The organism is Brenneria sp. g21c3, from assembly GCF_040240345.1.
GTDB lineage: Bacteria > Pseudomonadota > Gammaproteobacteria > Enterobacterales > Enterobacteriaceae > Brenneria.
Map to the genome: position 1 here is coordinate 369915 of NZ_JBEIAB010000003.1, position 26676 is coordinate 396590.

Consider the following 26676-nt stretch of genomic DNA (forward strand, 5'->3'; position numbering starts at 1 on the left):
GCCGTTGTTATTGCGGATAACTTTGTCCGCTGACAACGGAACACCCTCCTCTTTTCTCCGATTTCCCACTAATCTATAGTGCGTTATCGCTATTACAGTCTATGTCAGGAGCTTAATATGTCAGAGATATCGCCGTCGGCTAGCGCGTTGTCCGCGCGTCTGAATACCGTTATAGAACAAGCCATTGCCGAACAGCGCCTTGTCGGCGCCGTGGTTATCGTTCGGCAACAGGGTAAAGAGGCTTATCGCGGCGCGGCCGGTCTGGCCGACCGGGAAAGCGGGCGGCCGATGACGGAGGATACGCTGTTTCGCCTGGCGTCCGTCAGCAAGCCGATTGTCGCGACGGCGGCCATGGCGTTGGTGGCGCAAGGCAAGCTGGGACTGGATGAAGATATCCGTCGCTGGTTGCCGGATTTTCAGCCGCGGCTGGCAAGCGGCGAAGCCCCTGAAATCACCACGCGTCAGTTGCTCAGTCACACCGCCGGGCTGAACTACCGTTTTCATGAAAGCGATGAAAATGGCCCTTACGCCCGCGCCGGTATTTCCGACGGTCTGGATGACGCGGATATCACGCTGGCGGAAAATCTTCGTCGCCTGGCAAGCGTGCCGCTGTCGTTTGCGCCGGGCAGCGCCTGGCAATATTCGCTGGCGATTGATGTGTTGGGCGCGGTGATAGAGCGTGTTTGCAACCAGCCGCTCGGCGACGCCGTACGCGCGCTGGTTACCGGCCCGCTGCATATGGACGACACCGATTTTTATTGCCGCGATGCGCAGCGTCTGGCCACGCCCTATGTCAATGACGCGCCTGTCCCCCATCGTCTTCAGGAAGGGGAAATCGTGCCGTTCTCAGAAGAGAACGTCGGCGTGCGTTATTCCCCTGCCCGCGCGCTTAACCAGCAGGCCTATCCCTCCGGCGGCGCCGGATTGGTCGGCACCGCCGATGATGTGATGACATTGCTGGATACCCTGCGTCAGGGCGGCGCGCCGCTGATTTCCGCCGAGCTGGCGGCGGAGATGGGACGCGATCAGACCGGCGGCTATGCGATCCCCGACTCGCCCGGACTTGGCTTCGGGCTGGGATTTTCGGTACTGCGCGATCCGGCGGCGGCGGACTCGCCGGAATCGGTGGGAACCTGGCGCTGGGGCGGCGTTTACGGGCATTCGTGGTTTGTCGATCCGCAACAGGGGCTTAGCGTTGTGGCGCTCACCAATACCCTGTATGAAGGAATGGACGGCGACTTCGTAACCGAACTGCGCGATGCCATCTATCTCTAATCGCCAGGATGACGCCGTTCATTGCCCACGCAACGAACGGCGTTTTTTCTGCTCCCGCGCCTGATATGGCGTTAAATCGCGACCAGATGGCGAACGCCGTCTTTTTCCATATCCTTGCCGCGTCCGCGCTGTACGATCTCCCCGCGCGACATCACCAGATAGCTGTCCGCCAGTTCGGCGGCGAAATCGTAAAACTGTTCGACCAGCAGGATCGCCATATCGCCGCGCTGCGCCAGTTTGCGGATCACCGCGCCGATTTCCTTGATCACCGACGGCTGAATGCCTTCCGTCGGTTCGTCCAGAATCAACAGTTGCGGTTTGCAGGCCAGCGCCCGTCCGATGGCCAACTGCTGTTGCTGACCGCCGGACAGATCGCCGCCGCGCCGCTGTTTCATCTCTTGCAGCACCGGGAAAAGCTGATAGATCTCGTCGGGTACGCTTCTGGCCTGCGCGCCGGAAAAACGCGACAAGCCAAGCAGCAGATTTTCTTCCACCGTCAGCCGTGGAAAAATTTCCCGTCCCTGCGGTACATAGGCGATGCCCGCCTGTACCCGCTGATGCGGTTTGCGGTGATTGATCGCATTCCCCTGCCAGCGAATGCTGCCCGATTTGGCGGGAATCAAGCCCATCAGGCACTTTAACAACGTGGTTTTACCGACGCCGTTGCGCCCCAGCAGGCAGGTTACCTCGCCGGTTCTGGCTTCGAACGATAAGCCGCGCAGAATATGACTGCCGCCATAATATTGATTGAGTTCAGATATCTGTAACATTTTAGCGTCCCAGGTAAACGTCGATAACCTGCTCATTGGCCTGCACTTCACGCAGTGAACCTTCCGCCAGTACCTGCCCCTGATGCAATACGGTGACGCGATCGGCGATGGTTTCGACAAACCCCATATCGTGCTCCACCACCATTAAGGAATGTTTCCCCGCCAGATTGCGAAATAACTCGGCGGTATATTCCGTTTCGGCATCGGTCATGCCGGCGGCAGGTTCGTCAAGCAGCAGCAGATGCGGCTCCTGTACCAGCAGCATGCCGATTTCTAAAAACTGTTTTTGACCGTGCGACAGCAATCCGGCCAAACGGCGTCGTTCAGCGCCGAGGCGCAACAGCGTCAGCATGTCATCGATACGGTCGCGCTGCTCGCCGCTGAGCGTGGCGCGCAGACAGGCCCATACCGATTTCTCCGCTTTTAAGGCGATTTCCAGATTTTCAAACACCGTTAACGCCTCAAATACCGTCGGTTTTTGAAATTTTCGCCCGATGCCGGCACGGGCAATCTCCACCGGCGAGAGCGTAGTGAGATCGGTCTGCTGATCGTAGAACACCCGCCCGTCGTCCGGCCGCGTTTTGCCGGTAATGACATCCATCAGCGTGGTTTTGCCGGCGCCGTTCGGCCCAATCACGCAGCGCAGCTCGCCGACGCCGATTTGCAACGACAGGTCGGTCAGGGCGCGAAAACCATCGAAACTGACGTTGATTTTATCCAGTTGCAGCACCGGGTCGGTTTGATGACGATGGCGATCCGACGGTTGCGGCTGGGTAAACAGTGGCTCAGTCATGTTTCCTCCGGTTGAGCAAGCCAATAACGCCGCGCGGCAGGAACAGCGTGACAAGAATGAAAATCAGCCCGAGAAAGAATAGCCAGTATTCGGGGAAGGCCACGGTAAACCAGCTTTTGGCGCCGTTGACGATCCCGGCGCCAAGCAGCGGGCCGATCAGCGTTCCCCTGCCCCCCAGCGCCACCCAGATGGCGGCCTCGATCGAGTTGGTCGGCGACATTTCGCTGGGGTTGATAATGCCCACCTGCGGCACATAGAGCGCCCCCGCCAGACCGCACAGCACCGCAGACAGCGTCCACACGAACAGTTTGAAGCCTTTGGGATCGTAGCCGCAAAACATCAGCCGGTTCTCCGCATCGCGCACCGCCGTCAATACGCGGCCGAACTTGCTGCGCGCCAGCGCAAAGCCGATAACCAGACTGAGAAACAGCAGCAGTACGGTGGCGATGAACAGCCCGATACGCGTTCCGGTCGCCGTCACCGGAAAGCCGAGCAGCGTGGTAAAACCGGTGAATCCGTTATTGCCGCCAAAACCGGTTTCATTGCGGAAAAACAGCAGCATGCCGGCATAGGTCAGCGCCTGCGTCATAATGGAGAAATAAACGCCTTTGATTTTAGAGCGAAAGGCAAACCAGCCGAACGCCAGCGCCAGCAGTCCGGGCGCCAGCACAATCAGGCATAGCGCCCAGGCGAAATGCTGAGTGCCGATCCAGAACCACGGCAGCTCGCTCCATGACAGAAACGACATAAAGGCCGGCAGCCCGTCGCCCGTGGCCTGCCGCATCAGGTACATGCCCATGGCATAGCCGCCCAGCGCGAAAAACAGACCGTGGCCGAGGGAAAGCAGCCCGGCGTATCCCCACACTAAATCCAGCGCGACGGCGACAATCGCATAGCAGAGGATCTTGCCGACCAGCGTCAGGGTGTAGGTGGACAGCGCCAACGCGTGATCCGGCGGCAACAGGGAGAAAAACGGCAGTATCAACAGCGCTGAGAGTACGGCGATACCGATGCCGGTGGTCAGCCGCGGCGCTTTTTTCGCGATGGTTAACGTAATGGGTTGTCTCATCAGTCAATTACCCGCCCTTTGAATGCAAACAATCCTTGCGGTCGTTTCTGAATAAACAATACGATCAGGATCAAAATCAGGATCTTGCCAAGTACCGCGCCGATCTGCGGCTCCAGCACTTTATTGATGATGCCCAGTCCAAAGGCGGCGACCACCGTTCCGGCCAGTTTCCCCACGCCGCCGAGCACCACCACCAGGAAGGAGTCGATGATATAACCCTGTCCCAGCTCCGGCCCGACGTTGCCCAATTGCGACAGCGCCACGCCGCCCAGTCCGGCAATGCCCGAGCCCAGCCCGAAAGCCAGCATGTCGACGCGTCCGGTCGGCACGCCGCAGCAGTCGGCCATCGCCCGGTTTTGCGTCACCGCCCGCACGTTAAGGCCGAGACGGGTTTTATTCAGCAGCAGCCAGGTGAGCAGCAGCACGCCGATCACAAACAGGATCACCGCGATACGGTTATAAGGCAGCACCAGGTTAGGCAGCACCTGTAAGCCGCCGGACAGCCAGGTCGGATTGGCCACCTCCAGGTTTTGCGCGCCAAACAACACCCGCACCAGTTGAATCAGCATCAGGCTAATTCCCCAGGTCGCCAGCAGCGTTTCCAGCGGACGGCCATAAAGATGGCGGATAATGGTGCGTTCCAGCGCCATGCCGATGGCGGCGGTGATAAAGAAAGCGGCCGGCAGCGCCAATAACGGGTAATACGCCAGCCATTCGGGCGCAACGCGTTGAAACAGCGCTTGCACCAGCCAGGTGGCGTAGGCGCCCAGCATCAGCATTTCGCCGTGCGCCATGTTAATCACGCCCAGCAGACCGTAAGTGATCGCCAGCCCCAGCGCCGCCAACAGCAAAATCGACCCCAGCGATAAGCCGCTGAACGCCTGCCCGAGCAGATCGCCCAGAATCAGGCTGCGTTTGATTTTTCCCACGCTTTCGAGCGCCGCCGCCCTGACGTCGGCATCCGGCTCGTTCTGCGGCTGGGTGAGTTTCAGTAAGCGCGCCTGCATTTGCGGATCGCCGGTTTCGCCTAACTGCCGCACCGCGTCAAGACGCGCCTGCGGGTTAGCGTCCGTCAACTGCAAACTGGCGATGGCGATTTTCAGCGCGGCGGAGACGGCGCCGTCCTGCTCGGCGCTTAAACGTTGCGTCAACAGCGGCAGTTGCGCGGCCACGGCTTCGTTTTGCAGCATCCGCGCGGCATGCAGGCGGGTCGCCGCGTTATCGCTTACCAGTCGATGGGACGCCAGCGCGCCGGCGATCAGCACGCGCAGGCGGTTGTTCATAAACAGCTTTTTGGTGCCGCCCGCCGGCTGCGCATCGCCTTCCAGCGGGACAAGTTCGCCCTGCGTCTCGCTGAACGGCCGTTTGTTTTGGTCGATCACCACCGATTCGCGATGCAGCGCCTGCAACAATGGCAGGCGAGCGGCGTCCGGCGCAATCGCCCATTGTTGTAGCATTTCCGCCTGCTGGCTGCGGCTGGCCGCCGCAAAGTCGGCCGCCGGGCCGGCCAGCGCCGCCAGTGGCGTCGCTAAGCACAGTGACAGAAACAAATTACGTAATTGACGAATGATCATCGCAATGCCCGTCATGTAAAAAGAGAGTGTTTAACCTTATTTCCCTTCAGCATTGCCGCTATTGCGCTGATTTCACCGGGTGATCGGGCTTCTTATCGTTACCCGCGATGTAAGGGCTCCACGGCTGAGCGCGAATCGGCTGTTCCGTTTCCCACACCACGTTGAACTGGCCGTTGCCTTCTATCTCGCCGATCATCACCGGTTTGTGCAGGTGATGGTTGGTCTGATCCATGGTCAGCGTATAGCCGTCGGGCGCGGCGAACGTTTGTCCGGCCATCGCCGCGCGAACTTTATCCACGTCGGTCGAACCGGCCTTTTCCACCGCCTGCGCCCACATATGCAGCCCGACATAGGTCGCTTCCATCGGGTCGTTGGTCACCACGGTATCGGCATTCGGCAGATTGCGGGCTTTGGCGTAGGCGCGATAGCTGTCGACGAATTTGGCGTTGGTCGGATTATCGACCGACTGGAAGTAGTTCCACGCCGCCAGATGCCCGACCAGGGGTTTGGCGTCGATCCCGCGCAGCTCTTCTTCCCCGACCGAGAAGGCCACCACGGGAACGTCGGTCGCCTTGATGCCCTGATTGGCCAGCTCTTTATAGAAGGGTACGTTGGAATCGCCGTTGATGGTCGAAACCACGGCGGTTTTACCACCGGTCGAGAATTTCTTGATATCGGACACGATGGTCTGATAATCGCTGTGGCCGAACGGCGTATACACCTCCACGATATCTTTGTCCTGAACGCCTTTCGCATGCAGGAAGGCGCGCAGGATCTTGTTGGTGGTGCGCGGGTAGACGTAGTCGGTTCCCAACAGGAAGAAGCGTTTTGTCGCGCCGCCGTCTTCGCTCATCAGGTATTCCACCGCGGGGATCGCCTGTTGGTTAGGCGCCGCGCCCGTATAGAACACGTTCGGCGACATCTCTTCGCCTTCATACTGCACCGGGTAAAACAGCAGGCCGTTTAATTCTTCAAAGACCGGCAGGACGGATTTACGCGATACCGAGGTCCAGCAGCCAAACACCACGGCGACCTTATCCTGCGTGAGCAGTTGCCGAGCTTTTTCCGCGAACAGCGGCCAGTTGGAGGCCGGATCGACCACCACCGGTTCGAGCTTTTTACCCAGCACGCCGCCTTTGGCGTTGATCTCGTCAATCGTCATCAGCGCTACGTCTTTCAGCGGCGTTTCAGAGATCGCCATCGTACCGGAGAGCGAATGCATGATGCCGATTTTGATGGTATCCGCCGCCTGCGCGCCCCAGGCGAGCCCCATACCGGCGACCGTGGCGGAGAGCGCGAATACTTTGATCAATGAACGTCTTTTCATCTTTTGGCCCTTAAAAAGTGTTGGAAGATTGATGTGAAACAGCCAGTGGTCTTGCCTGCTGCAACATATGCAGCGTGATTTTCCGCACCTCGGCCTTACTTTCGGAGATGTGGGCGGTCAGAATTTGCTGAGCTTCCTCGGTGTGTTGCTGCAATATCGCCAGCAAAATACGGGCGTGCTCGCTGTAGGTGGCGTCAACGCGATCCTCGCGGGTGAAATCGAGACGGCGGATAATGCGGATTTTTTCGGTCAGTTCGGCGTGAACCCGTTGCATTTCACGGTTCCCGGCCGCCGCCACCATGCGCATATGGAAATCTTCGTCATGGCGGGAAACGGTCTGGCCGTCATCCAGCCGCGGGTCATCAATCCAGAACCGTTTCAGATCGGCCAGCAATTCGGCGCAGCGTCCCGGCGGCATGCCGCACAGGCGACGTACGGCTTCGCGCTCCAGCACGATACGAAAATCATACAGTTCCTCGAAATATTCGAAATCGAACGGTCTGACCTGCCAGCCGCTGCGGAAGTAAACTTCGACATACCCTTCACGCTCCAGCCAGAACAGCGCCTGGCGCACCGGCGTACGGCTGACTTCCATGCGTTCGGCGATTTCACTTTCGCTGAAGCGATCGCCCGGCATCAGACGAAAGTCGAAAATGTCGTTTTTCAGCGTCTGATAGACGCGTTCCGCCAGGGCTTCGGGCCGCCCCTTGCCGCCTTTACGCGTATCGGTTTTCATTGGCTTTGCTCCTGTTCCAGCCACAATAGAGGATCGCCGGGGCTCACCGGACGTCCCGGCTGGCAGGCGATGCGTTTAATCCGCCCGGATTGCGTCGCGTGGATCGTCAATTCCATCTTCATCGCCTCGACGATAATCAGCGGCTGGCCGATATCGACCGTATCGCCGGGTTTCACCAGCACTTTCCAGACGTTGCCGTTCATATCGGCGCTAATCTGTTGCGCGTCGTCATCGTCTTCCGCCGCCATTAACGGCGCGTCATCAGGCGGCGCTTCCGCGTCCTCTGCCTGTTGCCACAGCGCCACTTCGGTTTCGAACGCCGCCGCCTGACGCTGACGAAATTCGGCGATATCCGTCGCGTGCTGTTGCAGAAAACGGTTGTGCGCGGCGAAATCGAATTCGCTTTCTTCAATCACGATGTCGGCGCGGCCTTCGCGGAAATCCTCGCGCAGCGCGTCCAGTTCGGTTTCGCTGACCGGGTAAAAACGCACCTGATCGAAAAAGCGCAGCAGCCAGGGCTCGCCCGCCGAGAAGCGATCGTTTTTCAGAAATTTGTTCCAGATAGGCAGCGTGCGCCCCACCAGTTGATAGCCGCCCGGCGAGTCCATGCCATAGATGCACATGTACATGCCGCCGATCCCCACGGTGCCTTCGGCGGTGAAGGTGCGCGCGGGGTTGTATTTGGAACTCAACAGACGATGGCGCGGGTCGATCGGCACCGCGCAGGGAGCGCCAAGATACACATCCCCCAGCCCGAGGATCAGATAGCTGGCGTCGAAAATGATGTCGCGCACCGCCTCGCGGTCGGCTAATCCATTGATGCGTTGAATGAAGTCGACGTTATTCGGCAGCCAGGGGGCGTTTGCCCGCACGGTTTCTTGATAACGCGCCACCGCGCCCAGCGTGGCGCTGTCTTCAAAGGCCATCGGCAGATGCACAATACGCGACGGCACTTTCATCCGGCTTACGTCGCCCAGACCTTGCTCCAGCTCCAGCAGCAGCGCCATTAATCGTTGCTGGCTGAGGATCCGGCTGTCATAGCGGATTTGCAGCGAACGCACGCCGGGAGAGAGTTCTTCAATGCCCGGCGCGTTCGCTTCGCGCAGGGCGTTCATCAACAGGTGAACGCGCAGCCGCAGCGCCAGATCCAACACGTTGTCGCCGTACTCGATCAGCACATAGTTGTCGCTGGCCTGACGGTAAACCGCGGTCGGCGCGGCGTCCGTCGCCTTGATGGCCGCCAGCACAGCGGCCGAGCCCTGCGCAGTCGCTTGCAGCGAGGGCGCGTCAAACACCGGCGACGGCGCGGTGGTTAAGGTTTTAATGCTGTCGGCCTGCGCGGTCTCAAGCGCCAGCGCTTCATCAAAACCGATCGGATGGAAACGAATGCGATCCCCCGGCTTCACCTGCCCGACTTTCCACAGTTCGGCTTTGGCGATGGTGACCGGGCAAACAAAACCGCCCAGACTCGGCCCGTCGCGCGTCAGGATCACCGGGAAATCGCCGGTAAAGTTCACCGCGCCGACCGCGTATTCACAGTCATGCACATTGGACGGATGCAGCCCCGCTTCGCCGCCGTCGGCGCGCGCCCAGCTTGGTTTCGGCCCGACCAGCCGTACGCCCAGGCGGTTGGAGTTGTAATGAACCTGCCATTCGCTGGCGAAAAATTCGTCGATCGCTTCCGGGGTGAAAAAGTCCGGCGCGCCGTGCGGCCCGTAAAGGACGCCGATGCGCCATTCATTACCGTATGTCGGTATCAACGCCGCATCGATGGCCTGCGGCGCGCTGACCGGCGCCGGCGTGGCGCAGGCCGCCAGTGCCGGCTGCGAGATGGCCAGCATATCCGCGACGCGCAGCGTTCTGCCGGCGTGGCCGCCGAACTGCCCCAGCGCAAAGGTCGAACGACTGCCGAGATATTGCGGCACATCGATGCCGTTGCGCACCGCCAGATAAGTCCGGCAGCCGGATTGCGCTCGCCCCAGCGTCAGCGTTTGCCCGGCTTTGACCGCAATCGGCCGCCAGTAGGCCACGGCGGCGCCATCCAGTTCGGCCGGACAATCCGCGCCGGTCAAGGCGATCACCGCATCGCTGTGAAATCGCAGCGTCGGGCCTTGCAAGGTAAACTCCAGACCGGCGGCGCCGGCGTCGTTGCCCACAATGCGATTCGCCAGACGGAAAGCGAAATCATCCATCGGGCCTGACGGCGGCACCCCGATATCCCAATAGCCGAGACGTCCGGGATAATCCTGCACGCTGCTCCAGGTTCCCGGCTGAATCACTTCGATAATCGGCGTCGCGGGCGTAAAACCGTCGAGCAGGCGCGTCCAGATATTGCCGCTGCGGAAAGCCTCGGCGGCGACAATCTGACGCAGGTAATCAAGATTGGTGGCGATGCCGTGCAGTCGCGTGGCGCTCAGCGCCTGTTGCATTTTCGCCAACGCTTGCTCGCGGTTTTCCCCATGAACGATCAGCTTGGCGATCATCGGATCGTAGTAGGCGGAGACCTCGGTACCGGTGCTGACCCAACCATCGACCCGCACGTCGTCGGGGAAATGGACGTCGGTCAGCACGCCCGGACTGGGTTGAAAGTTTTTCAGCGGATCTTCCGCATAAAGGCGCACTTCTATCGCCGCGCCGCGAGGCGCCTGAGCCAGTCGTCGCCAGTCGAGCGGATCGCCGGCCGCGACTTGCAGCATGCAGGCCACCAGATCGAGACCGGTGACGCACTCCGTCACCGGGTGTTCAACCTGTAGACGGGTATTCACTTCCAGAAAAAAGAACGCGTCGTGCTGCGCGTCGTAGATATATTCCACCGTGCCGGCGCTGCGATAGTTGACCAGTTCGCCCAGCTTGACGGCGGATGCCAGTAACGCCGCCCGCGTGCGGGCGGGGATATTCGGCGCCGGCGTTTCCTCAACCACTTTCTGATTGCGGCGTTGCAGCGAGCAGTCCCGTTCTCCCAGCGCGACCACCTTTCCTTTGCCATCGCCGAAGATTTGCACCTCCACGTGGCGGGCGCGATCGATGCAACGTTCGAGAAAAACCCCGGCATCGCTGAAAAATTGCTCACCCAGACGGCGAACGCTTTCCCAGGCGGCGCGCAGCGCCTCGGCGTCGGCGCAGCGGGTCAGTCCGATGCCGCCCCCGCCGGCGGTGCTTTTCAGCATCACCGGATAGCCGATATTTTCCGCCGCGGCCAGCGCCTCATCCAAAGATGCGAGCAACGGGGTACCCGGCGTCATGGGGACGCCCGCCGCCGCGGCGAGTTCGCGAGCCCGGTGCTTCAGCCCAAACTCGCCGATCTGTTGCGCGGTGGGGCCGACGAACACGATCCCCGCTTCTTCGCAGGCGGCGGCAAAAGGCAGACTTTCCGACAGAAAACCGTATCCCGGCCAGATGGCCTGCGCGCCGGTCTGTTGCGCGGCCGCGAGAATTTTGTCAATGCGCAGGTAGCTGTCGGCGGCCTTCTCGCCGCCAAGCGGGATAGCGATATCGGCATCTTTGACATGCTGCGCGTTTTTATCCGCGTCGGAATAAACCGCGACGCTGGTTACGCCCAGGCGTTTCAGGGTACGAATGGCCCGACAGGCGATTTCGCCACGGTTGGCGATTAATACGGTGTTAAACATGAGACGTCTCCTGATGAGCCAGCCAATTGCGCCAGCCGCCGAACCCGGTAATATCCACGGCATCGCTCAGCGCCGCCGGTTCGCATATAAACCCTTTCACCTGACGACCGTCGGCCAGCGTTAACGTGCCTATGCCCAACGGCGCCGGTATTTCCGCGACGAACTCGCCGAAGCGCGCCAGCGGGATATCCCACAGCTCGACGGCGATCGATCCGCCCTGCGCCGCTTTCGCCAGACCGGGCTTCGCCGGCCGCGTATCAGCCAGCGCGTACAGTCGGTAACAGGGCGCGGTTTGCGTTTCTTCGACCCAAACCGCGTCGCGGTTGGTTAACTGATGATTAAGCGGCATTCCGCTCAGATGGGCGCCGACCACCGCCACGCGAACATGGTGCGGCGACGGCGGCAACGGTTGAGGGTTCGCCGGTTGTGCGTGGTCTAACGCCCCGAGACCGAGAGTCTGGCCGGCTTGCCACTGCTGACCGAACGCCGCCAGCGCGCGGTCGTGCCAGGCGGGCGCGATCAGTGTAATGCCGGCCGGTAAATCGTCCGCCCGGAAGGGGCCGGGCAGCGCCAGCGCCGCCAGATCCGCAAGGTTGGTGAAATTGGTGTAAACGCCAAACTGCGAGTTGTAGCGAATTGGCTCCTGGGCTATCTCGGCGAGGGTATGGATGGTCGGCGTGGTCGGCACGACCAGCGCGTCGAACGGTTGCAGCGTTTGCTGAATGCGGCGGGTTAATTCCGCCCGCAGGTATTCGGCCTTAAACGCGTCGACCGCGCTGAAGCGTTCGCCGCTGGCGATGATGCTGTAGACCACCGGATCCATCTTCTGCGGCTGTTGCAGCATGTCGCCGACCGAGGCGGTGCGCTCCGCCACCCAGGGGCCTTGATAAAGTTGCTCGGCAAGCCGCTCGAATGGCGCGAAGTCAACGGGATGCAGCGTCGCCCCCATGCTTTTCAGCCTGTCGCAGGCGCTTTCCCATGCGCGCTGCGCCAGATGGTCGTCAAAGAAGATCGGCGTGGCGGGGACGGCGAAACGCGGCGCGGCGGACAACGCGGCCGGCGCCAACGCCGGGTTAACCCGCGAGTAAGCGTCGCTGGCGTCGTATCCTCCGGCGATGTCGGCAACCTGAAAAGCATCCTCGACGGTTAAGGCGAAAATGGAAATCGTGTCGTTCAAACGACAGGCCGGCACCACGCCGGCGGCGGATAGCCAGCCTTTGGTCGGTTTCAGGCCGACAATGTTATTGAACGCGGCGGGAACGCGACCGGAACCGGCCGTATCGGTTCCCAGCGAAAAACCGACCAGGCCGCGAGCCAGCACCGACGCCGAGCCGGAGCTGGAACCGCCGCTGACGTATTGCGCGTTAAAGGTATTGGCGACGGCGCCAAACGGCGAGCGGGTGCCGACTAAGCCGGTGGCGAATTGATCAAGGTTGGTTTTGCCGATCGCCACCGCCCCTGCCGCTTTGAGTCTGGCGACGACGGTCGCATCCTGTTGCGCGACGTAGGTGAAATCCGGGCAAGCGGCGCTGGTCGGGCAGCCGGCCACGTCGATATTGTCTTTGACCGCGAAAGGCACGCCGAAGAGCGGCAATGAAGCCGGATTTTCCGCGTAAATAGCCAGTAACGGCGCAATCTGGTCGTGTAATTGCTGCGGGGTGATCAGATAGATCCAGGCCGGATCCGTGGTGGAAAGGCTCGCGAGCAGATTTTCCAGCGTTTCGCCGACCGCCTCGGCGTGCTGCTGATGGTACTGTCTCCACGCCTGAAGAGTAAGCCCTGTCGTTGGTGACATAGTTTGAATCCCATCTAGTATACAAGATTGAATTCAAGTAAGCTAAAATCATGCCAGTTTTTAACAATTTGATTTAATTATGTTATTTTTATTTTCTCAGCCGATTGCACGGTAATTTGCACGACGAACGAGCAACGTTGCGCCATCGTGGAGCGCGCTGGTTCCGCCAACCGGCGCGCGCGAACGGCCGGTTGGCGGTGAGAGGGGAACGGCGACGGGAGGCGTTTAGTCGGCGCCTGCGCAGACTGATTGGCGTGGAATAAAGACGTTTGCGCAGAGAAAATCGATAAAGACGCGCAGTTTGGGCGTCATGTAGCGGCCGGAGGGCCAGACGACATGCAGACTGACCGAGCGTTCGACATGGTCGTCCAGCACGGTGCGCAGTTGGCCGTCAGCCAGCGCTTTCTGTACGGAAAAGTCGGGCAGACAGGCGATGCCCAGTCCCTGCAACGCGAAACACACGCGGGTTTCAATATTATTGCACACCATCGAGATGGGGATTTGCAGTTCGTTTTCATCGGCCAGCGGCCAGGTTTCCAGCTTGCCGCTGTTGGGAAAACGGTAATGCAGGCAGGTATGTCGCGCCAGATCGGCGGGTAGCTGCGGCATGCCGACCCGAGCGAGGTAATCCGGCGAAGCGGCCAGCAGCATCTTAAAATCACCCAGCTTACGAGACAGCAGGCGGGAATCGGTTAAGTTGCCGGTGCGCACCACCGCTTCAAATCCCTCTTCGACCACATCGACCTGACGATCGCTGAAGTCCAGATCCAGTTCAATTTCAGGATATTGCCGCATGAAGTCGCCCAACACCGGCAATAGCAGCGAACTCACCACGGGCAGGCTGACGCGCAATTTTCCGCTGGGAACCGCCGCGACCTGCGACAGCTCCTGCTCCGCAATCTCAATTTCTGACAGAATGCGCCGGCTACGCTCAAGGAAAAGCGATCCTTCGGCGGTCAGGGTCATGCTGCGGGTACTGCGGTGAAATAGGCGTACGCCCAGCCGGGCCTCTAAACGCGCGACACTCTTTCCCACCGCCGACGCCGAAATGCCTAACGAACGACCGGCGAGCACGAAGCTACGCGCTTCGGCCACCTGTACAAACACGGTTAAACTACTCAGGCTATCCATTCTTTCTCCCATTGCGGACAAATCTGTCCGCGATAAGAGAAATCTACCCTGCATTCTCCTGACTGACTAGCGCTCCGGCGTATTCAGGTAATGGGCTTCGCCCTGCTGCATTTCGCTTATCATAAAATCCAGAAACGTCTGCATCGGCGCAGGATGGTGCTTTCCCGCCAGGGTTTGTATCTGTAACGAGCGCTGATCGAGCTGTTTGATATTTAACAATTTCAGCCGGATGGGATCCTGTAAATATTTATACATCACCGAGTAGAAACTACAGGCGGTGACGGCCAGCGGCGTTTGCAGCGCATAGTGATAGAGGGTGGTGAAATTATTACAACACAGCGCAGGCTCCAGAAAGGTTCCGCTCATGCGACACGAAAGATCGAACAACTGCCGCAGCGTGGTAGACGAATCCGGCAGCGCCAGCGGAAAGCCCTCCAAATCCGCCAGTTGAACCGCTTTCTCCGCCAGCGGGTGTTGCGCCGACATCAGCAGCATCAGCGGGGCCGGCAGCGATAGCTCGACGTTAACCCCCTGCTCCGGCGCCAGCGAGAATTGCAGGGCGATGTCCACCTCGCCGTTGCGGATCATCTGGGATACCTGCATTGCCGACCCTACGCTGAGATGAAAGGTCATATCGGCGTCGTGTCGGCGAAAGCGGGAAAACAACGTCGGCAACGAGTCAAACGCCATGCCTTCGGTACAGCCAATCCTCAGCAGCGTGCGGCGGCTGCCTTTCAGCCCCTGAATTTCCGCCACCGCCAAATCCATATCCATCATGCTTTTACGCACATGGTTTTCCAGAATTCGGCCGGCGTCATTCAGCACCATGCCGCGGGCATGGCGCTCGAACAGCGGCACGCCGAGCCGCTCTTCCAGCCGCTGGATTTGCCGGCTGATTGCCGATACCGCTACAAATAGGTGTTCGCTGGCCGCGCTGAGCGAACCGGTCGTCGCCACCACCAGAAAATAACGGATTTCAGAACTGTGCAGCATCGTGATAAGTCGCTCTCTGCCGGAAAAGGTATGAGGTTTATATTAAAAGCAAAGCTTGGTTGCAAATTTTATTATTGTTGCAAAGGTCTTTTTTCCTTTAACTAGCTTATCCCTTTATTACCCGCCAGTTCCGCTGTTATCCGTCAAGGAAGCCATGACCCGCGCTGACATTATCCAACAAGCCTGCGATCGTTTCGATCGCGGCGAGTTTAAACATATTCTGGCCCGCCGCGTCGCCTGCGCCAGTGAAAGTCAGGATCCGCACAGTCGCGCCATACTGCGCGCTTATCTGGACGATGAGATCCGCCCGTCCCTTGAGGCGATGGGGTTTACCGTCACCCTGGTCGAACACCCGCTCGATCCGCCGATTCCGTTCCTGATGGCCGAACGCATAGAACACCCCGATCTGCCCACGCTGTTGTCATACGGTCACGGCGACGTGGTGTTCGGCGATGGCGAAAACTGGCGTCAGGGGCTGCACCCCTGGACGTTGACGGAAGAAGGCGACCGCTGGTACGGCCGCGGCAGCGCCGACAATAAAGGTCAGCACACCATTAACCTGATGGCGCTTGAGCAGGTTTATCAGGCGCGCGGCAACCAGTTGGGATTCAACTGCAAGCTGTTGTTTGAAATGGGCGAAGAGATTGGTTCGCCGGGCCTGGCCGCTATCTGTCGGCGTTATAAACCGCAGCTCGCCGCGGATATCTTTATCGCCTCCGACGGCCCCCGGCTTAATGCCGACCGCCCGACCTTATTTCTCGGCTCGCGCGGCTGCATCAATTTCAGACTCAGCATTCGTGCGCGTAATCAGGCTTATCACTCCGGCAACTGGGGCGGGCTGTTAAGCAATCCCGCCACCCAACTGGCGAACGCCATCAGCAGTCTGGTGGACGGCCGGGGGCGAATGCGCATCGAAACGCTGTTGCCGCCGCCGCTGACGCCATCGATGCGACGCATTCTCAGCTCGGTCGCGCCGGGCGGCAGCGCGGGCGACCCTGAGATTGATCGCGATTGGGGCGCCGAAGGACTCACCCCCGCCGAGCGCCTGTTTGGCTGGAATACGCTGGAAGTGCTCTCGTTTATCGCCGGCAATCCTGATAAACCGGTTAATGCGATCCCGGCCGACGCGACGGCCCTATGCCAGCTACGTTTTGTGGTAGGCACCGACTGGCGGCGGCTGACCGAGCATCTGCGGGCGCATCTGGATAAGCATGGCTGCGCCAATGTGGACATTGAGATGCTCAGCGCTTCGCCGGCCACCCGCTTCGATCCGGACGATCCGCTGGTAAACCGCACATTGGCGGTGATGCGGCAGATCAGCGGCAAGCCGCCGGCGCTGCTGCCTAATCTGGGCGGCTCGCTGCCCAATGACGTTTTTGCCGATATCCTCGGCCTGCCCACCTTATGGATCCCGCATTCTTATCCGGCTTGCGGACAACATGCGGTGAATGAACATCTGCTGAAATCGGTGGCGCGCGAAGGGTTGGCCATCATGACCGGGCTGTTGTGGGAGTTGGGGGAACCAGGCTGGGCAACGGCGGGAAAATAAAGGGTGCGGCGTGACGAGGCCATCCGGCCTCGCCTGGGCTAACGGCTTATTTCGCCTGCGCGGCTTTCATCCATTCAGGTTTCTGAAAGGCATGAAACATGGAGTCTTTATCGTCAAAGAACGCGGCGAACTGCGGCGATTGCACGGCGGCTTTCAGATCATGGGCGAAAGGCTTATCGGCGTCTTCCGCGCGCACCACAATCATATTTTTCAGGTCTTCGGGCAAGACATCCAGCTGGATGGCATCCGACAGATTCAGGCCGGCGGAAATGGCGAAGTTAGCGTTGATCAATGAACCGGTAACGCCCCCCAGCGCGCGTGGCAGTTGCGCGGCTTCCAGCGGTTTGAAGACCAATCCTTTAGGATTGTCGATGATATCCCGCAGTGACGCCTTGGTCGGGGTAATGGCCGGGTTGATTTTAATCAGACCATATTTTTGCAGAAAATCCAGCGAACGGGCCAGATTGGAGGGATCGTTAGGCAGCGTCACCACATCCCCGGCTTTCAGTTCGTTCAGCGAGCGGACTTTATTGGAGTAAAAACCCATGCTGGCGGTCGGTACGGTAATCACTTCCGCCAGTTTCAGCCCCTTATCCGCGCTGAAACGGTCCAGATAACGACGGTTTTGAAACAGGTTGGCGTCAATGCTTTTATTCGCCAACGCCAGGTTAGGCTGAATATAGTCGCTGAACTCGCGCACCTTGACCTCATACCCTTTTTCCGTCAGTTGCGGTTTAATCGCCTTGGTAACCATATCGCCATAAGGGCCGGGCGAAACGCCAATGGTAATCTCTTTCGGTTGTTCAGCCGCCAGCGTTTGGGATATGCCCAGCGCCAGCAGCAATGGAATAACTTTTCTTAATATCATGATGGGTTACCCTTCGTCCTGTTTGAGTCGTGTTTTATCGTTATATTGAATTTCCGCGCTAAGCGGCGCTCTGCCTGAATTAATTGCCGGCAAGAAAAAACGCCATTGCGCATCCGTCCATTTTAAGCGTTATTTTCCCCTGGTGTCGGGATAATTCGCCGTCATCAAAATAAAAAGGTTTCCTGTCCGTAACTGTATTTTTCATACAGCGGCGGATTAATCTCGAATCCGATCCCCGGTTTATCCGGCACCGCCACGCAGCTGTCCGGGTCTATTTCCACCAACGGCAGCATAAAGTCCTGGTGCCAATAGCGGGAGGATGGCGGAATATCGTGCGCGTAGATAAAATTGGGTAAGGTGGCCACGGCGATATTGTGCGCTTTGCCCACCGCCGTATCCAGCATACCGCCGCACCACACCGGAATACCGTGCGCCTGACAATAATCATGAATCAGAATGGTTTCGGTAATGCCGCCGACGCGGGCGATCTTGATATTGATAATTTTCGCGCTGCCCAGCTCAATCGCTTTGCGCGCATCTTCAACCGACGCGATACTTTCATCCAGACAAATTGGCGTCGTGATGGCTGCCTGAAGTTTGCGATGATCGACGATATCGTCATGCGCCAGCGGTTGTTCAATCATAATAAGATTGAATTTATCCAGACGTTTAAATAAGTCGATATCATTCAGCGTATAAGCCGAATTGGCGTCCGCCATCAGCGTAATATCGCCAAAAGCCTGCCGCAGCGCCAGAATATAGTCATAATCCTGACCGGGCTTTATTTTTATCTTTATCCGCTTATAGCCTTCGCGTAGAAAATCGTCGACGACATTCACCAGTTTATCGGGCGTTTCCTGAATACCGATGCTGACGCCGGTTTCTATTTTATTTCTTGTGCCGCCGATGGCCTGGTGCAGCGGAATACCCTTAATCCTGGCGTAGAGATCCCATATTCCGCCTTCAATCGCCGCCTTGGCGCAGTTATTTCGCTTTACCGGGGAAAAAATTTCTCTTACCTGTGAAGGATGCTGAATATCGCCGGCCTGTTTAAGCATCGGAATAAGAAAATCCCGCATAATATGCCAGGCGGTGATATTGGTTTCTTCATTATAAAACGGTAAGGCAATGGCGGAACAATCGCCGTAACCGACCTGCCCTGCGGCGTGAATTTCAGCAATGGAGAAATGTTTTTCGGTTTGTGTGGCAAAGCTGGTGGTAAATGGCGTCTTCAACGCCATTTTCATCTTGCGCAAAACAATTTTATCGATTCTCATGACATAGTCCTGATAACGCCTTGAATGTGGCAAGATCCCTATTCATAACACAGCTAATGGAGTTAAAAACATTGCGCATTGCGTTGCCTTAAGATGCCGTTGTGGCAACAAAAGACTAAATATGTTTATAAATCAATTAATAATAAAATAATCGCTCTCTAAAAGGTAGAGAGAAACGAGCTTTGCGTCAATGATAAAAAAAGCAAGTTAGCTTTCTATTTTTTAGAAATGATGAGGTGATTTTTGCGCTCGCGGCAATGGCCGCGATGAGGGTCGGGCAGCCGGATTACGTATCGGCGTTGACGGCAAGCGACGAGGATTTTGCCGCCAGGTCAGATCATGATGCCGCCTGCTGCAAACGGGCATAACATTGTTCATAGGAATAATTAGCCAGCCGGCTCAGACCGCCCCAGCATCTCGACTGGTTGCGCAGCAGATAAGCGCGGTTTTCAGGGTATAACGACGAACGCCACTGCGGGATGGCGATACCCAATGCCATACGCGTCGCGATCAGATCGGGCAGCAAGGCGATTTCTTCCGCCGACAGCGGCAACTGCTGATGATAGGCGGCGAGAAACGGCAGCACGTATTCCAACGGATCGTCGCCGTCGCCGATCTGGTAAGCCAGCGCGGTAGCCAGTTCGGCAATCAGCGGCGCATGCAGAGCATCGCCAAAATCAATGATTCCCGCCACCTGTTGCGGATTATTCCGGGTCACCAATACGTTGTGCGGATTGAGATCGTTATGAATGGTTTGCTGACGCAGCATTTTTAACCGCGGCGCCACAAACTCGTCGTAACGATCAAAAATACGCGTGATGTGTTGATGCTGCCGCCGATCGTCGACAAAGGCCAGATAAGGCCGTACCTGCTCTGCCCGGCTGATATCCCACAGCAGCGGACGATGCGCGGCGGGATGCGAAAACCCCTGTAACGCCAGATCCAGTCGCGCCAGATTTTTCCCCAACTCGCGCATCAGTTCAACCGACGGCGACGCCGCATGTTGCGGAATGCCATCCAGATAGCTGACCAACCGCACCCGCAGAGAAACGCCATTGGCTTCAACCTGCGGTTCGGCCAGTTGGTGCTGCGTAATGACGATGCGCGGAACCCGCAGATCCGGCGCATATTGGGCGATATGCAACAAGATGTTTGTCTGGAAGTGGCTGACCCCGGCAGGTTCCGCCGCATTAATGACCTTCAGCATGTAGCGACGTTCGGGCGTTACCGTCAGGCGGAAGTTCAGATCGCGCTCGCCCTGCAACAGTTCGATATGGCCGCGCAGGCCGTACAACCGCCAGACAATCTCCGCCGCCTGCCGGCAAGACATCTGCGGTACCGGCTGCGTCATCAAATCATCAGCAATCGCTGTTTTTTGCCGGCTCATAGATAAAGACTCCATTCGACTCCGTGTCGGCATGCCGACCGCCATTAACGCGGATCCGCGCGCCCTGATACGGGTCGGATTTAGTGGCCGCCGCGCAGTCGTTCCGATCTGCGACGTAAGATTTCCATCACAATCAGCAAGATCAACGCCGCGCCGACCATCATGGAGGCCGCAGCGGCGATCGTCGGGTCAAGGTTTTCCCGGATACCGGCAAACATCTGCAACGGCAGCGTACGCTGGCGCGGGCTGGCGAGGAACAGCGTGACGATCACCTCATCAAACGAGGTGGCGAACGCAAATAGCGCGCCGGAAAACACGCCTGGCGCAATCAGCGGAAAGGTCACCTTACGGAAAGCCAGTAACGGCGGCGCGCCCAGGCTGGCCGCCGCTCGCGTCAGGTTTTGATCATAGTTTTTCAGCACGGCGGTCACGGTGATGACGACGAACGGCACGCCCAGCATGGCATGCGCCAGCACCAGGCCGATATAACTGTTCAGCAAAGAGAGTTTGGCGAAAAAGAAAAACATGCCGACGGCGACGATAACCACCGGCGCGATCATTGGCGATATCAGCACCGCCATCACCAGGGATTTCCCCCTGAACTCGCCGCGCACCAGCCCGACCGACGCCAATACCCCAAGAACGGTCGCCAGCAGCGTCGACAGCGGCGCTATCAGCAAACTGTTGCCTAATGCGCCCAGCCATTCGCTTGAGTTGAAGAATTCATAGTACCAGCGCAGTGAAAAGCCGCTCAACGGATAGCTCAGGAATGACCCGGCGTTAAATGAAAGCGGCACAATGACCAGCACCGGCACAATCAGAAACAGGAGCATGGCCGCGCCGTAAAAATTAAAGAACGTATTCCACAAGCGGATAACTGTCTCACCCTGCTGTCTCATATTCGTTTTCCCTTTATCTATACCCGTTATCAATCAAGTCGCGGCAGCGAAACGGCAAGGCTTACCGCCCTTGAACGCCATCAGATATATCAATCGCATCAAAAAGCGTTATTACGCGGCGCGGATATTAACGCGCCGCAACTTCGGCATTGGTTTTTGTCACGCGGATATAAACCACATACAGCAGCGTGACGATGATCAGCAACTGCGTTCCCAATGCGGCGGCCATTCCCCAATTCATGGTGGTATTGGTAAAGAAGGCGACAAAGTAACTCAGCATTTGATCGCTTGGCCCGCCCAACAGCGCCGGCGTGATGTAGTAGCCAATCGCCATCATGAATACCAACAGCGCTCCCGCCGTTACCCCGGCATAGGTTTGCGGCACATAGACGCGCCAGAAGGCGATAAACGGATGCGCGCCCAGTGAAACGGCCGCGCGAACGTAGTTTGGCGAAATCCCCTTCATCACGGCATACAGCGGCAGGATAAAAAACGGCAACAGGATATGCGTCATCGAGATATAAACCCCGATGCGGTTGAATACCAGCACCAGCGGTTGATCGATGAGGCCGATATTCATCAGCGCGCGGTTAATCAACCCGCCGGACTGCAACAACACAATCCAGCTGGCGGTGCGCACAATCAATGACGTCCAGAAAGGCAACAGCACCAGAATCAGCAACAGGTTGGCCCGGTTGGACGGCTGTTTCGCCAGCCAATACGCCAGCGGATAGCCCAGACCGACGCACAGCAGCGTGACGACGCCGGCCATGAGCAATGTACGCAATAACACATCGACATACAGAGATTGATCGGGCGACTGGCGCACGATCTCCTGGGTTTTGGCATCCACCTTGTGATCAAAAACCGCAAGCAGGTAATAACTGGTAAAGGGTCGGGATGCGCGATCCAGCGTCTGCCAGGTCGATAATTCGCCCCACAGCGGCTGATCGCCGATCAGTTTGCCGCGCACGTCGCCGCTGCCCTCGGCAGGCAGACTGCGTATTGTGCGGGTAATCAGCGTGCGGTACTCGGCGCCTTCATACCCCAAACGTTTGGTAATCTGCGAAAGCTTACCGCCGCTGCGCGCGGCGCGTAAGTCGTCAATCACGGCCTGAAATACGCGTTCATCCGGTACTTCGTTGCCAGACCATTGCCGCATTGCGGCGATGGTGGCTGGCATATTTTCCCTCAGTTCCGGATTAGCGACGCTTTTCCCCAGAATCGAAATAATCGGGAAGAGAAAACTGACCATAATGAACAGAAACAAAGGCGCAATCAGCAGCAGGGATCGTTTTTTATATACCGCCTGCGCCTGATGTAATTGCTGTTTCAGTTTGGCGTTCCCTTCTTTTTCGTCGGCTGGCGGCATGGTCGCCGCCATTTCGCTCTGGGTCATAGCCTGTATCTCCATTTATGCTTTTTACGGGTAGAACTATTACTTAATTACTGAGCAGCCCATGAGTTAAAGCGCTGTTCCAGTTCTTCACCGTGATCGATCCAAAACTCGGTATCAACTTGCAGCGCCTTAGCCAGGTTCTCTGGCGCGGTGGGCAGGTTGCTGACGATTTCCGGCGCGATCAGACTGGTGGTTTTGATGTTGGTCGGACCATAAGGAATGTTTTCGGCGAAGATTTTCTGGTTTTCAGGCTGGTTGGCGAAGGCGATGAATTTTTCAGCCAGCGCCTTGTTTTTAGTACCTTTCACAATCGCCCAGCTATCCAGATCGTAAATGCTGTCGGCCCAGACGATGCGGAAGTCATGCCCTTCTTTTTGCGCGGAGGCAACCCGACCGTTGTAGGCCGAGCTCATCACCACGTCGCCGGAAACCAGCCATTGCAGCGGCTGCGCACCGGATTCCCACCATTGGATATTGGATTTAATCTGATCCAGTTTTTTGAACGCACGGTCAACGCCGGCCGGCGTCGCCAGTTCTTTATACAGGTCTTCACGTTTTACGCCGTCGGCCAGCAGAGCGATTTCCAGCGTGAATTTAGCGCTTTTACGCAGCGCGCGTTTTCCCGGATAGTTTTTCACATCCCAGAAATCCGCCCAGTTTTTCGGCGCCTGTTGCAGTTTTTGCGCGTTATAGGTTAATACCGTTGACCAGAGGAAGATCCCCGCGCCGCATTCTGATACCGAACCTTTGACGAACTGCGACTCATCGCCCAGTTTTTTCCAGTCCAGCGGTTCAAACAGACCTTCGTTGCAGCCGCGCAGCAATTCCGGGCCTTCCACTTCTACCACGTCCCAACCAATCTGGCCGGTTTCCACCATGGCGCGAATACGCGCCATTTCGCCGTTGTATTCGCCGGCCTGAACCGTCCCCAGACCGGCGGCGGCGAACGGTTTGTAAAATGCTTTGTCCTGTGCGTCCTTATTGGTGCCGCCAAAGGAGATCACAGTGATGGATTCCGCCTGCGCCTGACAGGCCATTGCGACGAGAAACGCGGATACGGCAATTTTCTTCAACATAGTTCGGCTCCTGATGTGTGTTAGTCAACGTAAAGCAGGCAAGCAAGCACCAAATCCTTGATGCAGCATACATAACGATTAAGCATAAACTGTGCCACATTGGGTGTTTATGAAGGTTTGGCGTAATGGCTGGCGAGGATGGCTGAACAACGCGTGGGAATAAGCAACCCGACGTTTGGACAATTTTTCTGTTGCCAGTATCTCCCTTTAACAGTGCGTTACCTTTATCGGTCCGCACCGTTAAAGTGCATGAGGGGTTTGCTAAACAAATACAATAAAATCCTCATCGTAGCTGTTATCCCCCCTCATGCCGTTACCCGGACTAGCTGGAAAGGTCGACGCAAAGATATTTCATTTCCAGATACTCCTCGATACCGAAACGCGATCCTTCGCGTCCCAGTCCCGACTGTTTCACACCGCCGAAGGGGGCGACTTCATTTGAAATCAACCCGGTGTTAATACCGACCATGCCGTAATCCAGCGCTTCGGGTACGGTCCATTGGCGCACGGCGTCGCGCGTATAGACATATGCCGCCAGCCCGAATTCCGTATCGTTGGCCAGAGCGACCACCTCGGCTTCATCGGTAAACTGAAACAGCGGCGCCACCGGGCCGAATGTTTCTTCGCGGGCAAAACGCATATCGCGCGTGACATCGCCGATAATCGTCGGGGTGAAGAAGGTTCCGCCCAGCTCATGCGGCTTACCGCCGAGCAGCAAGGTTGCGCCTTTCGCCAGCGCATCGGCGATATGCTGCTGTACCTTGTCGATGGCATCGTCGTCAATCAACGGGCCTTGCGTCACGCCGGGCTGGGTGCCGTCGCCCACCTTGAGTTTTTCGACCTCGGCAACCAGCTTTTCAACCAGCGTCGGGTAAATGCCTTTTTGTACATAAATGCGGTTGGCGCAGACGCAGGTTTGTCCGCTGTTGCGGAATTTCGAAGCCAGAATGCCCTTCACCGCCAGATCCGCATCGGCATCGTCGAACACGATAAACGGCGCATTGCCGCCCAGTTCCAGCGACAGCTTTTTCACCGTCGGCGCGCTTTGCGCCATCAGAATACGGCCGACTTCCGTTGAGCCGGTAAAGCTCAGTTTTCGCACCACCGGGCTGTCGCACAGCGTTTTGCCTACCGACTGCGCATCCCCGGTGATCACCTGGAGCACGCCGCGCGGGATCCCCGCCTGTTGCGCCAGTTCCCCCAGCGCCAGTGCGGTAAACGGCGTTTGTTCGGCCGGTTTGACAATCATCGCGCAGCCCGCCGCCAGCGCGGGAGCCACTTTGCGGGTGATCATCGCCGCCGGGAAGTTCCACGGCGTAATGGCCGCGCAAACGCCGATCGGCTGTTTAATCACCAGCAGTCTCTGCTGACCCTGCGGGGATTGCAGTACGCTGCCTTCAACGCGTTTGGCTTCTTCGGCAAACCAGTCGATAAACGATGCGGCATAACCGATTTCACCGCGCGCTTCCGCCAGCGGCTTGCCCTGTTCCGCGGTCAACAGCGCCGCCAGATCTTCCTGATTTTCTGTAATCAGGCGCGACCAGGCCAGCAGCACGGCCGCGCGTTCTTTCCCGGTACGCTTGCGCCACTCGGCCTGCGCCCGTTGTGCGGCGGCGATCGCCTGGGTAGTTTGTGACGCGGTCACTAGCGGGATGACGCCCAACACCTCGCCGTTGGCCGGGTTGACCACTTCAAGATGTTCGCCGCTCTGGCTGTCATGCCATTCACCGTCGATTAAACAGTGTTGGCGAAATAATGTTTTTTGATTCAGTTGCATATATTCCTCTTACTGAGTAAGCACCCGAGTCAGAATGCTTAGTGCTTTACTAAACTGATCGTCAGGAATGGTCAGCGGATGCAGGAAACGAATGACGTTGCCGTGTACGCCGCAGGTCAGCAGCAGCAGCCCCTGATCCAGCGCTTCTTTCTGGAACTTGCGCGTAATTTCAGCAGAAGGTTTGCCGGTCTGCGGATCGTTGAACTCGGCCGCCACCATTGAACCCTGAGCACGAATCGCCACCAATGCCGGACACTGCTGTTTTGCCTTTTCCAGCGTTTCCACCAGCGCCGCGCCCAGATGTTGCGAGCGCTGACACAGCTTCTCTTCTTCGATGACGTCCAGTACCGCCAGCGCGGAGGCCACCGCCAGCGGATTACCGGCATAGGTGCCGCCTAATCCGCCGGGACTGGGCGCATCCATCACGTCGGCGCGGCCTACTACGCCGGAAATCGGGAAGCCGCCGCCGAGGCTTTTCGCCATCGTAATCAGGTCAGCCTGCTCTGCGTAATAGTCCATCGCAAACAGCTTGCCGGTACGGGCAAAACCGGTTTGTACTTCATCGGCGATCAGCAGAATACCGTGCTCGTCACATAGTTTGCGTAACGCGCTGATGAATTCAGGCGGCGCGACGTTGAATCCGCCTTCGCCCTGAACCGGCTCCAGCAGAATTGCCGCCACTTGATCGGCGGCGATATCGGTATGCAGCAGGCGGTCGATGCTTTCCAGCGACTGTTCAACGGTAATGCCCGTCTGCGCATTCGGGTACAAGGCGTGAAAAATAGAACCGGGGAACGGGCCGAAGCCGGTAGAGTACGGCGCGACTTTGCCGGTTAACGTCAGGGTCAGCAGCGTACGGCCATGGAATGCGGCGCCGAAGGCGATGACGCCGGGACGTTTGGTATAGGCGCGGGCGATTTTTACCGCATTTTCCACCGCTTCCGCTCCGGTGGTGAAGAACGTGGTTTTCGCCGCTCCTTTGATCGGCGCCAGCGCGTTGATGCGCTCAGCCAGTTCGACATAGCTGCCGTAAGGCACAATCTGATAGGCGGTATGAGTAAAGCGATCCAATTGCTCACGCACCGCCGCCAGGATTTTCGGGTGGCGATGACCGGTATTCAGCACAGCGATCCCTGCGGCGAAATCGATGAACTCGCGTCCCTCGACGTCCCATAACGTGGCATTTTCCGCACGCGCGGCATAAAAATCGCACATTACTCCCACGCCACGCGGAGTGGCAGCCAGACGTCGTTGATTTAATTCGCTATTACTCATTTTCTGCTCCGATTCAAAGAACTCACCCAACTCACCGATGACGGCGCTATGACCGTGATGTGATTGGTCGCCTCACA

20 protein-coding genes are annotated in these 26676 nt (G+C 58.0%); 2 read left to right on the forward strand and 18 right to left on the reverse strand.

Annotation, left to right across the window (positions count from 1 at the left end):
* Positions 1-117: 117 nt before the first annotated feature.
* The gene (locus ABRZ28_RS06915) at positions 118-1275 is read left to right on the forward strand and encodes a serine hydrolase domain-containing protein (protein ID WP_330519809.1); all 1158 of its coding nucleotides are present in this window, start codon (positions 118-120) and stop codon (positions 1273-1275) included.
* 71 nt (positions 1276-1346) lie between these two features.
* Here the strand turns inward: ABRZ28_RS06915 and urtE are convergent, their stop codons facing one another.
* The 10 genes from urtE to ABRZ28_RS06965 all read right to left on the reverse strand — a co-directional run bounded on the left by urtE (position 1347) and on the right by ABRZ28_RS06965 (position 15089).
* Positions 1347-2045 carry an urea ABC transporter ATP-binding subunit UrtE gene (urtE, locus tag ABRZ28_RS06920; RefSeq protein WP_319602390.1) on the reverse strand — a complete coding sequence of 233 codons (699 nt, stop codon included), beginning with the start codon at positions 2043-2045 and terminating at the stop codon, positions 1347-1349.
* A 1-nt stretch (position 2046) separates the two neighbouring features.
* Positions 2047-2838 carry an urea ABC transporter ATP-binding protein UrtD gene (gene urtD, locus ABRZ28_RS06925; RefSeq protein ID WP_319602389.1) on the reverse strand — a complete coding sequence of 264 codons (792 nt, stop codon included), beginning with the start codon at positions 2836-2838 and terminating at the stop codon, positions 2047-2049.
* Positions 2831-3907 carry an urea ABC transporter permease subunit UrtC gene (urtC, locus tag ABRZ28_RS06930; protein ID WP_330519810.1) on the reverse strand — a complete coding sequence of 359 codons (1077 nt, stop codon included), beginning with the start codon at positions 3905-3907 and terminating at the stop codon, positions 2831-2833. The genes urtD and urtC overlap by 8 nt, the downstream gene beginning before the upstream one ends.
* Entirely contained in the window at positions 3907-5481 is a 1575-nt protein-coding gene (urtB, locus tag ABRZ28_RS06935) for an urea ABC transporter permease subunit UrtB (protein ID WP_330519813.1), read from the reverse strand. The genes urtC and urtB overlap by 1 nt, the downstream gene beginning before the upstream one ends.
* A gap of 58 nt (positions 5482-5539) precedes the next feature.
* Positions 5540-6808 (reverse strand): urea ABC transporter substrate-binding protein, encoded by a 1269-nt coding sequence (gene urtA, locus ABRZ28_RS06940; RefSeq protein ID WP_330519815.1) that lies wholly within the window; start codon positions 6806-6808, stop codon positions 5540-5542.
* Positions 6809-6818: 10 nt separating this feature from the next.
* Complete coding sequence (locus tag ABRZ28_RS06945) at positions 6819-7544, reverse strand: GntR family transcriptional regulator (RefSeq protein ID WP_330519817.1); 726 nt, start codon at positions 7542-7544, stop codon at positions 6819-6821.
* Entirely contained in the window at positions 7541-11173 is a 3633-nt protein-coding gene (uca, locus tag ABRZ28_RS06950; RefSeq protein WP_330519818.1) for an urea carboxylase, read from the reverse strand. Before uca ends, ABRZ28_RS06945 begins: the two co-directional genes overlap by 4 nt.
* A complete protein-coding gene (atzF, locus tag ABRZ28_RS06955) occupies positions 11166-12968 on the reverse strand; it encodes an allophanate hydrolase (RefSeq protein ID WP_330519820.1) in 1803 nt (600 codons plus the stop codon). The genes uca and atzF overlap by 8 nt, the downstream gene beginning before the upstream one ends.
* Before the next feature lie 225 nt (positions 12969-13193).
* Positions 13194-14099: a LysR family transcriptional regulator gene (locus ABRZ28_RS06960; RefSeq protein ID WP_330519822.1), complete on the reverse strand. Its 906-nt coding sequence runs from the start codon at positions 14097-14099 to the stop codon at positions 13194-13196.
* A gap of 66 nt (positions 14100-14165) precedes the next feature.
* Entirely contained in the window at positions 14166-15089 is a 924-nt protein-coding gene (locus ABRZ28_RS06965; RefSeq protein ID WP_319602917.1) for a LysR family transcriptional regulator, read from the reverse strand.
* A gap of 157 nt (positions 15090-15246) precedes the next feature.
* Between ABRZ28_RS06965 and ABRZ28_RS06970 the strand changes: the two genes are divergently transcribed.
* Complete coding sequence (locus ABRZ28_RS06970; RefSeq protein WP_330519824.1) at positions 15247-16641, forward strand: M20 family metallopeptidase; 1395 nt, start codon at positions 15247-15249, stop codon at positions 16639-16641.
* Positions 16642-16687: 46 nt separating this feature from the next.
* On the opposite strand, the gene ABRZ28_RS06975 is transcribed toward ABRZ28_RS06970, so the two are convergent.
* The 8 genes from ABRZ28_RS06975 to ABRZ28_RS07010 all read right to left on the reverse strand — a co-directional run bounded on the left by ABRZ28_RS06975 (position 16688) and on the right by ABRZ28_RS07010 (position 26599).
* Positions 16688-17509, reverse strand: a complete 822-nt coding sequence (locus ABRZ28_RS06975) for a MetQ/NlpA family ABC transporter substrate-binding protein (RefSeq protein ID WP_319602380.1) — start codon at positions 17507-17509, stop codon at positions 16688-16690.
* 164 nt (positions 17510-17673) lie between these two features.
* A complete protein-coding gene (gene menC / locus ABRZ28_RS06980) occupies positions 17674-18786 on the reverse strand; it encodes an o-succinylbenzoate synthase (protein ID WP_330519827.1) in 1113 nt (370 codons plus the stop codon).
* Positions 18787-19123: 337 nt separating this feature from the next.
* A complete protein-coding gene (locus tag ABRZ28_RS06985; RefSeq protein ID WP_330519828.1) occupies positions 19124-20188 on the reverse strand; it encodes a phosphotransferase in 1065 nt (354 codons plus the stop codon).
* Positions 20189-20253: 65 nt separating this feature from the next.
* Positions 20254-21072 (reverse strand): ABC transporter permease, encoded by an 819-nt coding sequence (locus ABRZ28_RS06990; protein WP_319602377.1) that lies wholly within the window; start codon positions 21070-21072, stop codon positions 20254-20256.
* A gap of 127 nt (positions 21073-21199) precedes the next feature.
* Complete coding sequence (locus ABRZ28_RS06995) at positions 21200-22471, reverse strand: ABC transporter permease (RefSeq protein WP_319602376.1); 1272 nt, start codon at positions 22469-22471, stop codon at positions 21200-21202.
* A gap of 47 nt (positions 22472-22518) precedes the next feature.
* Entirely contained in the window at positions 22519-23547 is a 1029-nt protein-coding gene (locus ABRZ28_RS07000; protein WP_330519830.1) for an ABC transporter substrate-binding protein, read from the reverse strand.
* A 322-nt stretch (positions 23548-23869) separates the two neighbouring features.
* On the reverse strand, positions 23870-25324 hold the full coding sequence (locus ABRZ28_RS07005) for an NAD-dependent succinate-semialdehyde dehydrogenase (protein WP_330519832.1): 1455 nt from the start codon (positions 25322-25324) through the stop codon (positions 23870-23872).
* Positions 25325-25333: 9 nt separating this feature from the next.
* The gene (locus ABRZ28_RS07010; RefSeq protein WP_330519834.1) at positions 25334-26599 is read right to left on the reverse strand and encodes a 4-aminobutyrate--2-oxoglutarate transaminase; all 1266 of its coding nucleotides are present in this window, start codon (positions 26597-26599) and stop codon (positions 25334-25336) included.
* Positions 26600-26676 lie beyond the last annotated feature (77 nt).

Coding starts and splice junctions, on each gene's coding strand:
- ABRZ28_RS06990 (WP_319602377.1), bottom strand. CDS start 21,072: ATGAGACAGCAGGGTGAGACAGTTATCCGCTTGTGGAATACGTTCTTT.
- ABRZ28_RS06975 (WP_319602380.1), bottom strand. CDS start 17,509: ATGATATTAAGAAAAGTTATTCCATTGCTGCTGGCGCTGGGCATATCC.
- ABRZ28_RS06945 (WP_330519817.1), bottom strand. CDS start 7,544: ATGAAAACCGATACGCGTAAAGGCGGCAAGGGGCGGCCCGAAGCCCTG.
- ABRZ28_RS06915 (WP_330519809.1), top strand. CDS start 118: ATGTCAGAGATATCGCCGTCGGCTAGCGCGTTGTCCGCGCGTCTGAAT.
- urtE (WP_319602390.1), bottom strand. CDS start 2,045: ATGTTACAGATATCTGAACTCAATCAATATTATGGCGGCAGTCATATT.
- ABRZ28_RS07010 (WP_330519834.1), bottom strand. CDS start 26,599: ATGAGTAATAGCGAATTAAATCAACGACGTCTGGCTGCCACTCCGCGT.
- urtA (WP_330519815.1), bottom strand. CDS start 6,808: ATGAAAAGACGTTCATTGATCAAAGTATTCGCGCTCTCCGCCACGGTC.
- atzF (WP_330519820.1), bottom strand. CDS start 12,968: ATGTCACCAACGACAGGGCTTACTCTTCAGGCGTGGAGACAGTACCAT.
- ABRZ28_RS06960 (WP_330519822.1), bottom strand. CDS start 14,099: ATGGATAGCCTGAGTAGTTTAACCGTGTTTGTACAGGTGGCCGAAGCG.
- ABRZ28_RS07005 (WP_330519832.1), bottom strand. CDS start 25,324: ATGCAACTGAATCAAAAAACATTATTTCGCCAACACTGTTTAATCGAC.
- ABRZ28_RS06995 (WP_319602376.1), bottom strand. CDS start 22,471: ATGACCCAGAGCGAAATGGCGGCGACCATGCCGCCAGCCGACGAAAAA.
- ABRZ28_RS06985 (WP_330519828.1), bottom strand. CDS start 20,188: ATGGAGTCTTTATCTATGAGCCGGCAAAAAACAGCGATTGCTGATGAT.
- ABRZ28_RS06970 (WP_330519824.1), top strand. CDS start 15,247: ATGACCCGCGCTGACATTATCCAACAAGCCTGCGATCGTTTCGATCGC.
- uca (WP_330519818.1), bottom strand. CDS start 11,173: ATGTTTAACACCGTATTAATCGCCAACCGTGGCGAAATCGCCTGTCGG.
- urtD (WP_319602389.1), bottom strand. CDS start 2,838: ATGACTGAGCCACTGTTTACCCAGCCGCAACCGTCGGATCGCCATCGT.
- ABRZ28_RS07000 (WP_330519830.1), bottom strand. CDS start 23,547: ATGTTGAAGAAAATTGCCGTATCCGCGTTTCTCGTCGCAATGGCCTGT.
- urtC (WP_330519810.1), bottom strand. CDS start 3,907: ATGAGACAACCCATTACGTTAACCATCGCGAAAAAAGCGCCGCGGCTG.
- urtB (WP_330519813.1), bottom strand. CDS start 5,481: ATGATCATTCGTCAATTACGTAATTTGTTTCTGTCACTGTGCTTAGCG.
- menC (WP_330519827.1), bottom strand. CDS start 18,786: ATGAGAATCGATAAAATTGTTTTGCGCAAGATGAAAATGGCGTTGAAG.